This window comes from Paenibacillus segetis, assembly GCF_014639155.1.
Taxonomy (GTDB): Bacteria; Bacillota; Bacilli; order Paenibacillales; family Paenibacillaceae; genus Fontibacillus; species Fontibacillus segetis.
This window is the reverse complement of sequence record NZ_BMFT01000001.1, coordinates 789403-804155: the sequence shown is the minus strand read 5'-3', so window position 1 is coordinate 804155 and position 14753 is coordinate 789403. Positions and strand designations below refer to the sequence as shown.

12 protein-coding genes are annotated in these 14753 nt (G+C 41.5%); 3 read left to right on the top strand and 9 right to left on the bottom strand.

The genetic code is table 11. The features are described 5' to 3' along the window. Window positions 1–142: 142 nt before the first annotated feature. Window positions 143–1699, top strand: a complete 1557-nt coding sequence (rlmD, locus tag IEW05_RS03440) for a 23S rRNA (uracil(1939)-C(5))-methyltransferase RlmD (protein ID WP_188535844.1) — start codon at window positions 143–145, stop codon at window positions 1697–1699. A 113-nt stretch (window positions 1700–1812) separates the two neighbouring features. Here rlmD and IEW05_RS03435 read toward each other — a convergent pair whose 3' ends face one another. The 9 genes from IEW05_RS03435 to IEW05_RS03395 form a co-directional block, all read right to left on the bottom strand. Next, the gene (locus tag IEW05_RS03435) at window positions 1813–2757 is read right to left on the bottom strand and encodes a phosphotransferase family protein (RefSeq protein ID WP_308420372.1); all 945 of its coding nucleotides are present in this window, start codon (window positions 2755–2757) and stop codon (window positions 1813–1815) included. Between the two features lie 210 nt (window positions 2758–2967). After that, window positions 2968–4692: a cellulase family glycosylhydrolase gene (locus IEW05_RS03430; RefSeq protein WP_188535840.1), complete on the bottom strand. Its 1725-nt coding sequence runs from the start codon at window positions 4690–4692 to the stop codon at window positions 2968–2970. Between the two features lie 186 nt (window positions 4693–4878). Then, window positions 4879–5919 carry a glycoside hydrolase family protein gene (locus IEW05_RS03425; RefSeq protein ID WP_229753246.1) on the bottom strand — a complete coding sequence of 347 codons (1041 nt, stop codon included), beginning with the start codon at window positions 5917–5919 and terminating at the stop codon, window positions 4879–4881. Window positions 5920–5924: 5 nt separating this feature from the next. Beyond that, the gene (locus IEW05_RS03420) at window positions 5925–6737 is read right to left on the bottom strand and encodes a carbohydrate ABC transporter permease (protein WP_188535838.1); all 813 of its coding nucleotides are present in this window, start codon (window positions 6735–6737) and stop codon (window positions 5925–5927) included. Continuing rightward, the gene (locus IEW05_RS03415; protein ID WP_188535836.1) at window positions 6737–7624 is read right to left on the bottom strand and encodes a carbohydrate ABC transporter permease; all 888 of its coding nucleotides are present in this window, start codon (window positions 7622–7624) and stop codon (window positions 6737–6739) included. Before IEW05_RS03415 ends, IEW05_RS03420 begins: the two co-directional genes overlap by 1 nt. A 69-nt stretch (window positions 7625–7693) precedes the next feature. Then, window positions 7694–8998: an ABC transporter substrate-binding protein gene (locus IEW05_RS03410; protein ID WP_188535834.1), complete on the bottom strand. Its 1305-nt coding sequence runs from the start codon at window positions 8996–8998 to the stop codon at window positions 7694–7696. 89 nt (window positions 8999–9087) lie between these two features. Then, a complete protein-coding gene (locus tag IEW05_RS03405) occupies window positions 9088–10674 on the bottom strand; it encodes a response regulator transcription factor (RefSeq protein WP_188535832.1) in 1587 nt (528 codons plus the stop codon). After that, window positions 10655–12349: a sensor histidine kinase gene (locus tag IEW05_RS03400; RefSeq protein ID WP_188535830.1), complete on the bottom strand. Its 1695-nt coding sequence runs from the start codon at window positions 12347–12349 to the stop codon at window positions 10655–10657. The genes IEW05_RS03405 and IEW05_RS03400 overlap by 20 nt, the downstream gene beginning before the upstream one ends. Window positions 12350–12382: 33 nt before the next feature. After that, window positions 12383–12787, bottom strand: a complete 405-nt coding sequence (locus tag IEW05_RS03395) for a GNAT family N-acetyltransferase (protein ID WP_188535828.1) — start codon at window positions 12785–12787, stop codon at window positions 12383–12385. A 247-nt stretch (window positions 12788–13034) separates the two neighbouring features. Between IEW05_RS03395 and IEW05_RS03390 the strand changes: the two genes are divergently transcribed. Both IEW05_RS03390 and IEW05_RS03385 read left to right on the top strand, forming a co-directional pair. Next, window positions 13035–13808, top strand: a complete 774-nt coding sequence (locus tag IEW05_RS03390) for a hypothetical protein (protein ID WP_188535826.1) — start codon at window positions 13035–13037, stop codon at window positions 13806–13808. A 264-nt stretch (window positions 13809–14072) separates the two neighbouring features. Further along, window positions 14073–14624, top strand: coding sequence for a 50S ribosomal protein L25 (locus tag IEW05_RS03385; RefSeq protein ID WP_188535824.1), 552 nt, complete (start codon window positions 14073–14075; stop codon window positions 14622–14624). Window positions 14625–14753 lie beyond the last annotated feature (129 nt).

Sequence of the window (14753 nt, the reverse complement as noted above, 5' to 3'; positions counted from 1 at the left end):
ACTTGCTCATTGAACCATCTATCCTTCCAGTTTAACGGGGTTGAGGAAATTGGGCAAATTGACTTCGTCAGTACATGGTACTTGCCACCCTCTACGTGGTATATTGAGTCTGTAGAAATTTCAAGGATGGAGAATTAAAACTATGAACGAACCAAAAAACGCTAAACGTCCCACTAATAAATCTAGGGGACATCAAACACCATTGAACTCTAAAAAAAATCACTCTGTTGGTAAATCCGAAAAACCTTATAAGCCAGGGAAAACCAATACTTCCTCTGGATCGGTTAAATCCAAACCGTCTGCACAGAGGGTGCAAGATCGTGAGCATGCCGAAGAGTTGCACATTGGAGATACAATTATTGTAACGGTAAAGAGACTCGGGATTAATGGCGAGGGCGTCGGATATTATCGACGTAAGGCCGTATTTATTCCAGGTGCACTACCTGGTGAGGTTATCAAGGCTACAGTAACGCGGTCCGAGAGCAAATTCATCAGTGCTGACATTGCCAAAATTGAGAAGCGTTCACCAGATCGGGTTGATGCTCCCTGCCCTGTATTCGGTATCTGTGGAGGGTGCCAGATCCAACATCTCTCCTACGCAGGACAATTAAAAAGCAAGGAAGAGATCGTTCGCGAAGCTTTCTCCCGTTTCGCCGGGACCCAGGAGCTCAAAATGAAACCGATCCTTGGCATGGAACATCCTTGGGATTATCGCAATAAAGCGCAGCTCCAACTAGGCATGCAGAAGGAAGAAATCATCGCTGGACTGTATGGCGCCGATTCCCACAAACTTGTAGATATTACGGGCTGCCCTATCCAACATCCTAAGGTAAATGAAGCTGTGAACAAAACAAGACAAGTACTCCAAAGCCTCAACATTCCAGTTCATAAGGGCCAAGATCGAGGAAATCTAGGATTCATTCGCACGATCGTTGTTCGCTGGGGATTTCAATCTGAGCAACTTCAGCTCACGCTTGTGACAGCGAGTGACAAGCTGCCAAAACGTGATCTACTCGTGAGAGAGCTCAGGCTCGCGATTCCAGAACTCGTCAGCATATCCATGAACGTTAATTCGAAGAACACCTCCCTGATATTTGGGGATAAAACGCTTCTTATATGGGGAGAAGAAGGGATTAGGGAATCGCTTGGTGATTTGGAATTCACCCTATCGCCGCGTGCGTTCTTCCAATTGAACCCACTACAGACGGTCAAACTGTATGAATCTGTAAAAGCAGCTGCTGCACTCACCGGTCGCGAGACCGTCGTTGACGCTTACTGCGGGACTGGCACGATTGGCCTATGGCTAGCTCCTTATGCGCGAGAGGTTCGGGGGATTGAATCCATCTCCGAGGCAATATTGGATGCAAAAGACAACGCATCTCTTAACGGACGCGATAATGTAACATTTTATGAAGGTTATGCAGAGGATCTACTGCCACGCTGGGTTAAGAGTGGATTCTCGCCTGACGTTATCATCGCAGATCCACCACGTACCGGACTCCATCCAAGTTTTGTGGAAGCTGTTCTGCGTACGAAACCTAAACGTTTCGTGTATGTGTCGTGTAATCCCTCCACTCTCGCCAAGGATTGCAAGGTTTTGCTAGACGGAGGATACACCATGGAATGGGTACAACCTATCGATATGTTCCCACAGACAAGTCAAGTAGAGTGTGTCGTATTGTTAAGTTTAAATCCATAATTGAGACGAAGCGATTTCACTTATGATATGTACGATCTTTCCCGTTAACACAAAGACGGCTGCCCCGTGGCAGTCGTCTTTATTTTCATACTCTTTGACAAAAGAATGTGAACTCAGTTCAACAAATTCATCGCTGCACCCGTGTAATATTCTACCCAATCAGAAAATGACTGCTCATCATCCCAGGAAACCATGCCCATCGCTTTGGCACATCCCCAATCCAAAATCCGTTGCTGAAGCATATGAACTCTAATTCGTTCTTTATAAGCTTCTATCTGCCCAGTTTGGTTTAGATAAACTGATACAAGATGCTTCGCCACTTCTTCCTCGTCATTATCTATATACATAATGATCATCTTTATTAAGTCAGCAAGGGGATCGCCAAAATACGCATTAGTAAAATCGAATAGACCACTTATTTTCCAAGTATTATTTTCTAATTCTAATAAGAAGTTATCAGCTTTAAAATCTCCCATCACGAATGTAGGGGAGCTTAATTTATCAAAACAAGCCTGCGAAGTCCCTAATAAATCTTCCACCCATAGAACATCTTCAGATGTTATGACTGAATACTTCTTAGCATCTTCCAACCAAAATCTAATTCTGGTATAAAGCCAACTTCGATATGAATTTTCAAAAGGATGTATTGTGAAATCCTTCGTATCTAACTCGCCATATTCAGTAACCTTCCAATTATGAAGGACAGCCAACGAATCAGCTATTAATTCAGCAATTTGTAATTTGTCATCTATCGTTTGTTTCGCTTTGATTTGCTGAGAGTTCATGTGACTACCACCAAGGCAAGGCATGATGCAATACGCCCAATCAAAAATATCTGCAATATCATCTATTAAATACGGAGTTGGAACAGCTATTCCAGTGCGATGATTAATATTTTCAACAAAATACTTTTCCTCAGCAAATTGTTCCGGAAACAAAGGGTTACCTTTAAATACAAATTTCCCTTCCGTAGATGTGACAAACATCGTCTGCCCCATCGCACCTTTTTCTGTTTTCTCAGATGATATGAGTTTACCTAAGTTAAATCGATCAAGCATGGACTGTAATTGAGAATCAGTTATTGTACCTAGCTTATTCGAAGAGAATATGATTGCCGTAGTCAATAGAATGTCTCCCTTATTATTCCTTTTATTATTCTAATATTATAACTATTGAATCAGAAATTAACAGATAAACACGAAACAAAAGAGCGAACTATAGGGATAAATCTCCCTTAATAGAACGCTCTTTTTCTAGTCTTCATTACTTTATGAAACTTTACCTACAATACTTTCTCCCTTTTTCGTGATCGTATAGCTAACGATCTCTCCACTCCAGAAATGGAATTTCAATATCACATCGCCGTCTTTAATATCTTTAAAAAAGTCTGGAACTAATTTAATCTCATCCGTCATAAAAGAGGGACTAAACGTGTTGCCATACTCTTTAAAGGATGTCCAGTCTTGTGGACCGGCATTTCCACCAGTAGCGTAGACTGCTTCCATTGTAGCTATACGATTACCATTAAATTGGGTCGGGATAGCAAAGGATTCAGTTGTACCTTCTGCACTACGCAATACGGGTTTATCGTTGATGGTTAATTTCAACTTCCAGTCAGGTCCGTAGTTGAATTGTACTTGTAATGTTGCATTGACCCCGAGGTTACCAATCTTCGTCAGCTTGCTGATTTGGCTTGACTTGATGGTTAACTCTTCGCCGTTCAATACGTAATCCTCACCTTGCTGCAATTGTTGACCATTAACCACAATTCCAACAAATTGATTTCCGTTCAAGTTCAGGTGTACTTTGGCATCTTGAATTTCGGTTCCCTTGGTAAGATAGATAATGTCACTCTCTGCGGTTGATGAACGCCCTTCCCAACCCGCTTTCATAATATTGAACAGCTCTTGGTCCGACCATTTATACGTTGTACGGTTGAAATGTTGTCCGTTATCCCATAACATACTCGTTATTTTTTTCTCTTTGAGATAGTTCGTTAAAAACTCGAAAAACTTAAGCTTCTCTCCCTGCTCGATCGTATTTGTGTTCTTATCAAATCCAAGCAGGCCATATTCACCTAGGATTACAGGAATTCCTTTAGCTACAAACGTATTGTAAACATTATCAAAGGTAGTCGTAAGATCCTTCGTCGTCTCTTGTTCAAACTTATAGTATCCGGCGATGTTCACACTAAATGGCCAGAACCCATAAAAGTGGACGGTTGCTATCAAGTTAGGGTCGTTCATTTTAACGATCGTTTTATAAAGTACATCTAAATCTTCTTGCGAAGGGTTTGTCTCACGTGTTGGTAATACAAGTGGACGAACTGCATTTTCCCCGCCGGATTCCCTAACAATTTTGTGGAAAGATGTAAGAAGTTCATATAGCATTTCATTTTGCTTCTCGCGATCTTGAGTTCCCCCATCGGTGAAACGAGGTTCATTGATGCTTTCGAACATGAGCTTATTCGAGTGGTTCTTGAATCGGTCGGAAATCTGTCTCCAAGTCGCTTGATAGCGGGCGAGCACCGTATCATGTTCCTTTTCCATATGACTTACCCACAGCCAGGAGTCATGATGGATGTTGATCATGACATACAGATTCGCATCCAGTGCCCAATCGACAACCTCTTGCACCCGGTCCATATATGCTGGTTCAATTGTATAATTGGGAGCATCTCCAATGTGTTGGTCCCATGTAATCGGAATACGAATACTCTTGTAGCCTTGAGCGGCAATTTGTTGAATTAACTCTTTGGTTACGCGAGGGTTCCCCCATGACGTTTCGTCGCTTCCAGTAGCATCAAGCGTATTACCCAAATTCCATCCAGGTTGCATATCGTTGACATAGGACTGGATTGTACCCTCCGGTACGATTTTGGTTCCCTGCTCTTTTGTTACATCAGCAGCGGAAACCGCAGCTGAGAACATAGATAGTAGTAAGCATGTAGCAACAGTTAACGATATTATGGATTTGTGTCTTCTCTTTTTCATTTCGTCCTCCTTTTGTAAGCGTTTTCTATTGACTAATTTATCATGCCTTATCTCCTTAAAATACCTTAATAATTCATGTGAAAATCATGTGTAAATCAGTGAGCAAAATATCAGTGACCACACAAAAATAGCGTAAGAAACTCATTTTTGAGCTTCTACGCTATTTTTCTAACTATAAAGGAAAGGTCATAAGGCCGTGCCAGTAGCTACCGCAATACATCTAAACTCCAACTGACCGTCAAATACTTCAACCGAAGTAGGATCTCCTTGTCGCCAAGGCCGACAAGCACAATAATAGTGATACATAATACCTTTCCAGATAACGACACAGGATTTGTGAGCGTGGATTTCGTCAAGCGATCCGGTTGATCCATGTGGAAGTAAAGGTTGCTCTAACGTCTCCCATTGCAACAAATCATTGGATACAGCCAGCAGACCTTGGGCATGAATACCGTCAAAGCCAAAACCAAAGTTCAGCCAGCGTTCGCCATCATGACGTATGTACGGGTCACTACAGAACTGACTATAAAAGCTTCCCTCAAGACAAGGCAGCACCGGATTCTGCTCATAACGATGCCAATGAAATAGATCCTCCGACCATGCAATACCGGTCTCCTCCTGCCACGGCCACTCTGATCCGCCCTTAGCATTGTACAGCATCCAGAAGCGACCCTCATGCTCCAGCAAACAGCATTTATAAAGACCTTGGCGCTCCCAAGCATCGCCTTCCTCATAAGTAAATATAGGCTCATCCCATCTATGCCATTCATGAAGCGACTCATCCTCAGTCCAGGCAAGCCCCATCACTGCACCGCCCGCTTCATAACCCTCATCAGGATAGGAATGATAGATCATCCAGTATCTTCCATTCATTTTTTTAAGCTGTGGAAAGTCTCCGATATCATTAGAATTCAGTAAAATCCATGAGCCTGCCGCTCCTACATGATCCCACCGTCCACTATCCGGTAAGCGTGATAAGATAACCGTCTCATGTTGCCATGTCAATAAATCATCACTCACGGCCAGAGCTGTCTGATAGCCAATTCCATCAAAACCAACATGCATCATATAGAATCGATCATGATGGCGAAATACAAAAGGACAATCTACCCCATGTGAATCATAGCTTCCAGCCATGCCAGATCCAGTGAACGCTGGCTGATCTGAACGAAGTAGCGTTCCCCAAGCTTCCATCAGTGCATTCTTATCATCAAGCTTAAGACCCATGGCACTCAACCTTTCACAGCGCCCGAAGCGACGCCTTGAATAATATATTTTTGTAATAGCAAATACAGAATTAACACTGGAATGGCAGCCAGAACTAAGGATGCCAGAGCCAAGTTCCATTCCTGACTATACGTTCCGAAATAGCGATACACGGCAAGCTGCAACGTCATAACTTCCGCTTTTTGCAGCATAAGGAAGGATAGAATGAAATCATTCCATACCCAAAGAATATTAAGTACAGCAGCCGTTGCCGTAATAGGCATTAAAAGTGGTAAGATCACTCTAAAAAATGCTTGATAGATATTTGCTCCATCAATGCGGGCAGCCTCTTCCAACTCCACCGGAAGCTGCGACATAAAGCCGCGATATAGAAAAATAGTAAATGGAGAAAACAAAGCTATGATCATCAAAATCAGACCAAACCGCGAGTTAGTCATATGGAGCTTTGAAGCTAACTTGACAAGCGGGATCATAATCGTCTGAAATGGTACCATCATGGATATGGTTAGGAAGATCGTCAGCCAGAATCCTCTAGAAGAGCGCATTCGTGATATCCGATAGGCAGCCATAGAACTAAAAAGCAATGTGACACTAACACTTACTGCAGTAACTACAATGGTATTCCATAACGTTCGTGGATAGTTCATATCCCTCCATACCCTTGCATAATTACTTGAACGCCAAACCTCAGGCCAAGATACAAAGGATCTCAGCATTTCACCGTTACTTTTAAATGAGTTGATCAATGCAAAGATAATAGGGAGTAGAAAAATCAATGCAAGCAACACAGCTGCCACCTCATATGCCATTTTGCGCATCAGTTATTCTCCTCCTTACGCTTCATCGTCATAAATTGAATCAACATAATAATCATAATGAACAAACAAAAAATGATTGATCTCGCGGTTCCTGAACCGTATTCATTGGCTGTAAACGCCTCGCGATAAATGTTGATTGCCAAACTTTCACTAGCTCCCCCTGGTCCTCCTCCTGTTAGTGCCAATATGAGATCAAAAACTTTAAAAGAATTGGTTGTTGTCAGAAACAGATTGGATATAAAGGCCGGCACTAGCAGTGGAATAATAAGCTTCAGCAGCTGGGTAAAACGACCGGCCCCGTCCATATGCATCGCTTCTTTCAGCTCAGTAGGTATTCCTTGTAAACCCGCCAAATATATAACCATCGCCAAACCGACACTTTGCCACAAGGATACACCAGCAATCGGATACAAAATCTTGTCTGGATTCCCCAGGAAGCTATAGGTTAGAAAACTCCAATGCAACTTCTCACCCAGTTCGTACAATACTGAGGAAAAGAAGAATTTCCATAAGAAACCAACCACAATCAACGAAATGACGTTAGGTGAAAAAAAGATGGTGCGAAGAATAAAACGGGATTTGAGCTTGGAATCAACTAGCAATGCCAATAGCAGCCCAAATACGTTCACGAGAATGATATTAACTAGAGAAAACTGAACAGTAAAAATAAAAGAATGCCTGAAGCTATCGCTGTTGCGCAATAAGTCGATATAGTTCTGAAATCCTACCCAGTTAAATGAGGTTTGTAGACCATCCCAATCCGTGAACGAATATACAAGCGAACCTCCCAATGGCACAATAAAAAAACAAATATATAGTATGAGTATTGGTCCTATGAAGCTAAGTGAAATCCCCGCTTCCCTCCATTTGGACTTCGTTCCAAGCATGCTCCCCACTCCTTTCAAAGCCAGAGCAGGATACATTATCAATACCCTGCTCAGCTTCCGTTACTATTTTTATTTTTTACCCCAAGAAGCTGAAATGCTGTTCATGACCTCTTGAGCATTCTTTTTATTGAAATAGTAGCTTTGCATAAGGGATTCTGCCTCGGTACGAGTAGAACCATTCATCAAGACTTGTGACCAAGGAACCACCTTCCCTTCATTTTTATAAGCTAAAATATCATCGGCAATCGGGTTGCTGCTAACCTCTACCCCTTCTATAACAGGAATTTGTTGCATTTTCTCATTGGCTATTGCATTGCCCTCTTTGGTCGTCAACCACGCAAATAACTTCTTAGCAGCCTCTTGATGCTTGGATTCAGTTGTTATTGCGTAGGATACGTTCACATTAACACCTAATTTTGCATCCTCTTCCTTATTGCTATAGGGGATTGCCGCAAATCCAAGATTCACATCTGGGTTAATGTCCTTAATGCTAGAGAGTGCCCAATATCCCTGCTGTAACATAGCAACCTTTCCTTGAGCCAATAAGGACAAGCTTGCATTGTAGTTATTGGTTGACGCTTGGGGATCCGCATTCGCAAACATCATATCCAGTGTTTTGAAACCTTCTGTCAGACGATCAGATTCAATTGAGCCTCCCCCTTCCACAGTCGTGACGAGTCCTTTCAAATCGTCCGTCGTGCCCGAAATTGTAGTGAAAAGTGAATGCGCTAAAGTCCAACCATCCGCTACGGCTAATGCAAATGGGGTTATATTCGCACTCTTTAGCTTATCAATCGCTTCATGTAATTGTTGTTGTGTTTTGGGGAACTGCTCTATCCCCGCTTTGCTAAACAAATCCTTATTGTAGTAGATTCCCATCCCAGATACGTCGAGCGGAACTCCATAAATTTTCCCATCGGTCGTCTGCATCTGCTCACGGATTTGCTGTGAATAATTGTTGATATAGTCATCGCCAGACAAATCCAAAATGTGACCCGCATCCCCAAGTTCCTTCAGATCACCATATTCCCCCATCACAATATCAGGCATATCGTTAGAGGCAATTTTAGTTTTTAATACCGTATAGTAATCCTGATCATTTACTAATAAATCAACGGTGATACCTGGGTTTTGTTTGGTGAATTCCTTGAATGTCTCCTCCAGCGCCTGACGTTTATCCATGTTAAACAGGAAAGCATTTAAAGTGATTGGATCTTGGGAAGAAGCACCATTGTCACCTACATTATTATCCGATGCTGCAGCAGGTCCATTCTTTCCACCATCGCTATCCTTATTGCCACCACACGCGGTAAGAATAAGTCCGATGCTAAGTACTAGGATTAATACAATAGATATTTTTTTGTTATGTACCAATATAAAAACCCCCTTCATTGATTGTCTTAAGTATAGACAATTCTAAAAGGGGGTCCTATCCAGATATTAAGGTTTGTATTAGCACAATATTAAGGTGTTATCTGTTTTTTATATCGATTACGATACTCCGATGGCGTTACTCCATACTTTTCTTTGAAACGTTTGTCAAAATAACTGAAATGATCATAACCTACAGCTACTGCTATCGACGACACAGGCTCATCAGCTTCCTCTAAACGCTGTCTACTCAATTCTAGCCTAAGAAAATGGATGTATTGCATAACCGTCATTCCAAACTGACTTTTGAATTGTGCCGCCAAGTATTCCTTACTCACATAAAAGCGCTTAGCCAGATCGGCCAACGACAAAGGCTCACAGAATGCAAAATCAATATATTCCTTAACCACAAAGGCACGATTGTCTTTCTTTCTGCTGATTGAGTCTGTGCCTGTATCCGCCTCCACAATATAATCTTCCAGCACCCGTGTGAAAAGAACCATCGCCTTATCCACATCAAGTGCGATGCAGAGCGCAAAAGGTTCAACTCGATCCATCTCCTTAACTCCACCAGGAACACGCTTTACTAACGGCTTAGCACGTGCATTCAGATTGGTCCAAATCTGAAATAGAAACATGACGGATAACTGCCCGTGAAAGGCTACAGTTCGAAATAACTCCTCGATATCAGCTTGAATACGAAAAGATAATCGATGTTGAATCAGATGTATCGTTCTGGAAACGAACGTATCTGCAGCTCGCAATAGCTCTGGTGTAGGTGTTGTCTCGACCTTTAATCCACTGTCAAGTTGGATGTACATTATGTCACTCTCTAATTCATTAATCGCATGACAATACTCCTGAAGACATCTTGGTTCATCTAAACTAAGTACAAAACAGGAGAGCCTGAGCACATGTTCGAGCATATCGGTCAATTCATCAGTATCCAGCCTTTGATCCAAGTGACCGCGTACGGCAAACCAAGTGCACCAATCATACTGCCCTGATCCCCCAGGTAGTAGCTCAAGCCCCTTCATTTCAGCATATTCATTGATACATTTTCGAATTGCATATTGAAGTAGTGCGACATCTTTTCTGAAACGATCATCTACTGTTGCTACGTAATTCCTGATAACCACCATATGAATCGAGCACGCTTCCTCTTGGATAAATTCAGGCAACAATTCAAGTTCTTGCTTCGTTATCCGACCGGTATAAATATTTTGTATTAAGGCATGAAATTGTTGTCGGGAATGCTCATTTCTCATTTCCAATACAAGCTGTTCTGTCTGACTATTTAGCTGTGATTTCACCAGACTTCCCTTTGCTTTATGGAACGCTTTCTCTACATCCTCCTTATCAAATGGCTTAAGAATGTAGTCGATAGCATCGTTTGCCAAGGCGTGTCTCACCAACGCAAAGTCATTATGTCCACTTACGACAATAACTGGAATATCCAGTTTCATTGTTCTTATGCGTTCAAACAGCTCGTCACCATGCATACCTGGCATAATCATATCCAGTAACAGAATGTCAGGCCGCTTTTCTACGATTAGCTTAAGTCCCTCATTGCCGTCCTCAGCCTCCAAGATACTTTCGATATCTGAATCAATCTCCGTCAGCAACCTTCGTAGTGCTCGTCTAACTTTAGGCTCATCCTCAATTAGTAATACCTTCATGATGCCCCTCCGCCTTCCAGGTTATCTTAACACTGGTTACTCCATGCTCGACTTCAACTGATATGCCCGTTGATCCAGGAAATAGATGCAGAATGCGCTGTTGTACATTCACAAGACCGATATGAGATCCAAATCTCTCTTCACTTTGGATTTCTGCAGTCAGTTTAGCAGCTTCTTCTTCACTTAGCATACCCGCTGTATCTTCTACCCTGATACAGACCATTCCTCTACTCTCATAAGCCTCAATCACAATACAGCCTTTGCCTGCACGGGAAATACCATGTACAATCGCATTTTCTACAATCGGCTGAAGGCTTAGCTTGAGAATCGACTTATCTAACAAATAAGCAGGGATATCAAATCGGAAATCCAATTTATCCTCAAATCTGAACTTCTGAATTTCGAGATAATTACGGACATGGGCAATCTCAGCTGACAATGGCACGATATCCTGACTGAAATCCGTCGTATAGCGAAACATTGAAGAGAGTGATTTCACCATTTTACATACTTGATCCGCCCCTACCTCAAGCGCCTCAGAGTAAATAGAAGTCAGCGTGTTATATAAAAAATGCGGGTTGATCTGCGCCTGTAATGCTTTCATCTGCATCTCAGATGCATTCATTTTTAATTGGTATTCCTGCTTAATCATTTCATCAATCTTTTCTACCATGGATAGAAATTGCTGTTCCAAATATCCGAATTCATCCTTACGGGGCTTCGATATGCTCCATAATTCCTTATGAAAATTCCCCTTGCCTACATCCCGCATTTTTCGTACGAGACTATAAAGTGGTCCTGAAATTTGCCGTGAAAGCGCTGCCCATAATGCTATCGCCATTAGCATAAAGGCGCTGCCCCACACAATAGTGGGACGAACAGCCTCCCAGGCGATGCTATTCAGTGTACCTTGTGACAAATAGGTAACTACGCGCCAACCATAGACGTTCATCCGGCTTTCCATCACTAGCTGCTTGCCTTGAGTTTGTTCACCATGCAAATGCGAGAACAACAGTTGACCATCCGAATCCAGTACCTCGACTCTTTCGAGTACATTATCAGAACCAATAATATTCTCAAAATACTCCTTGCCTAGATCAATTCCAATAACCCCGAGCTGTCGCTTTAAAATGACATCCGATATAGAGCGACCAACAAATACAGTAGCATCTCTGTCTTCTGATTGACTATCCTCCTGAACAACAACAAGCTCGCCATTCGCTCTTTGTGTCGGAGAAATCCATGACTTACTTTGATCATTTGAAAGTGTCTCAACCTGCACATTTAAATATTTGGCACTTACCCTGAATAATTGCTGACGTTCGTTCAAATACAAATACACATTACTATAATCATTAAGGGAATGAGCTAATATTTTGAGCAAGTTTTCCGTTCGACGCTGGCTAGCAACTATTTCTTCCCCAGTACCTGCAGTACTCTTGGTAACAAAGTTATATAACTCAGATGTCTGATAAATACTTAGTATACTGTTATCAATGCTGTGAATCGACACTTCAAAAGATTGATTCAGCTGCTCCGCTTGCGATTTGTACTGGGCGATCATCTCATTCTTCAATCTATTATTGATTGAATTATAAGATAGAAACACGCTTACAGATAACGGTAGAACCACACATACAATGAGTAGAAGCAGGAGCTTATATTTGATTTTCAAAAATAGCTCCCTCCTTTTTTGATGAAAGCTATATCATACCAATTCTGAAATATACATTGGGGAAGACCCGTCTTCAGCTTTAAATCCAAGTCTACTATAAAAATTAACCGCATCCGGATAAGAGATCAATACTTTAGATTTGTATTCTTTGTATTCTTCGAGCATCATCTTCATTAGTTCCTTACCAATACCATTACTCTGATAACTCGGGTTGATCAGCGCATAATGAAAATATACCGTTAATATGCCATCAGATAAAGCGTTTACTAAACCAATTAACTTGTCTCCGTCCCATGCTGTTACGACTGAATGAGACCCTTGGATCGCTTGTAACAGTTGTTTCGGATATTTGCCTGATTCCCATTCAACGGATAGAAATAACTCTTCAAGCTTGTCCTCTGTGATACGTTCTTTACCTGATGTGTAATTGATGTTCATTATGATCCATCCTCTCTAGTAAACTATTATATTAAAAATAATGTGGTAAGGCATGCCTATTTTATATAAAATAATTAACTTGACTACGATGATTACGCTGTGCTAAATTGGCTGTAATAAAAAGGCAATGTAACCTTCGGGTTCAACCTCGCTAATTGTGAGGTTGAACCCTTTTTGCATTCATCCTCACAGCCGACTTGTACTTTTTTAATGAGCGAAAATTATAACGGACGAGGAGGAATATATTATGGCAACAAAAGAACATTTACTTCAAAGGCTCGAAGCATTAGGGAAAGTTCTCAGCAAGAAAGGTGGGGCACTAGCTTTAATGGGGCTTGGGTCTGTAGGTATTGAGACAGAGCGGTTAGATGAGTATTCTGATCTAGATTTCTTTGTCATTGTCACTCCAGGATACAAACAGAGGTATATTGAGCAACTGGATTGGTTAGAGGATACCCACCCTTTAGCTTATTATTTCATGAATAGCCGCGTTGGATATAAGATTATGTTTGAAGATGGGATCTACGGGGAATTTGCCATATTTGAAGAAACGGAGTTAGAGCAAGCAGCTTATTCTGAAGGTAGAATTATTTGGAAGGATCCTTCCTTTGGTAATGACAATATAGTAAATCCGTCAGACCACTTTCAGAAAATAAAGCAAGAATCGATTGACTTTGCCATCAATGAGGCTTTAACCAATCTGTATGTCGGACTTGGCCGATACGCTAGAGGTGAAAAGTTGTCAGGAACAAAGTTTATCCAAAGTTATGCCGTGGACGGATTGATATCCGTAATGCATTTATTAGAACAAGAAGTGGATTATTATCCTGATAGGTTTGGGAATGAACGAAGAATTGAAAAAAGGTATCCGAACTTTGCGAATAACCTAGGGAACATGATACAAGGTTATGATAAAGTTCCTGAATCAGCCATTCATATTTTGAACTATATTGAAGATATCTTTCCTGTAAATGCAAGATTAAGTAGTGAGATACGAAAGTTAGCTGAGGTGTGTAGGTAGATCAAATCGATGTGACCTCCGTTCAACCTATAAAGCTATTCGACAGTTTGAATTCTTTATGCTATGGTATCATCAATGAGGCATTTCGTTCCACTGGAACGAGGTGCCTTCGTGCGTATTTATGTAGTTTTACATTAAATGTATTAAAGGTGGTGATGTGATGGTGCTCTTCTATCCCCCTGCGTGGGGGCCCAACCAAAACAAAGTAAGACCAGAGTTATTGGGAGCACACACAAAATTATAATAATAAGGAGTGTCATTGTGATGAGGACATGTTTTGAGGCGGAATTGCGTCAACCAACGAATCGTAGTGGTTTGAAATCTTTACGTAGAGAGGGACGTCTTCCTGGCGTAATCTTAAGTGCGAATGCAGAATCAACTATGATTCATGTGGCGCTAAAAGAGTTCCAACGTTGGACTAGGAATGGTGGAACAGGTGTATTGGAATTGCAGCTGGAGGGATCCGAAACAGTACCCGTTCTTCTCGAAGCCATACAAAGGGATCCTGTCACAAGGGACCTGATTCATGCTGATTTTCTACGAGTGAATCATAAGGAAATTGTTCGTACATGGGTTATGGTTGAATACGTTGGCACACCGAGTGGTACAAAGAAGGGGGGGGTTCTCCAGACGCAAGTTACGATGATCGAAGTTGAGGCGCTACCTGCAGACCTTCCTGCTTCAATAGCCATCGACATTAGTCATCTGGAAATTGGTGAATCGCTCCAAGTCAAAGATCTACAGATTCCAAACAATGTTGAACTTATTTCTTCCGGTAATGAGTTTCTAGTATCCGTTGTCACTCCTCGATTATAGTCGCACCATTTTATCTAAGATAAGAATAATATTTAATATATCGAAAGACCATGTTATCTACTTATGTAGAGTAACATGGTCTTTTTCAGTATACTCCAGGATAAAAGTATAGCTCGTAAGGAAACATTT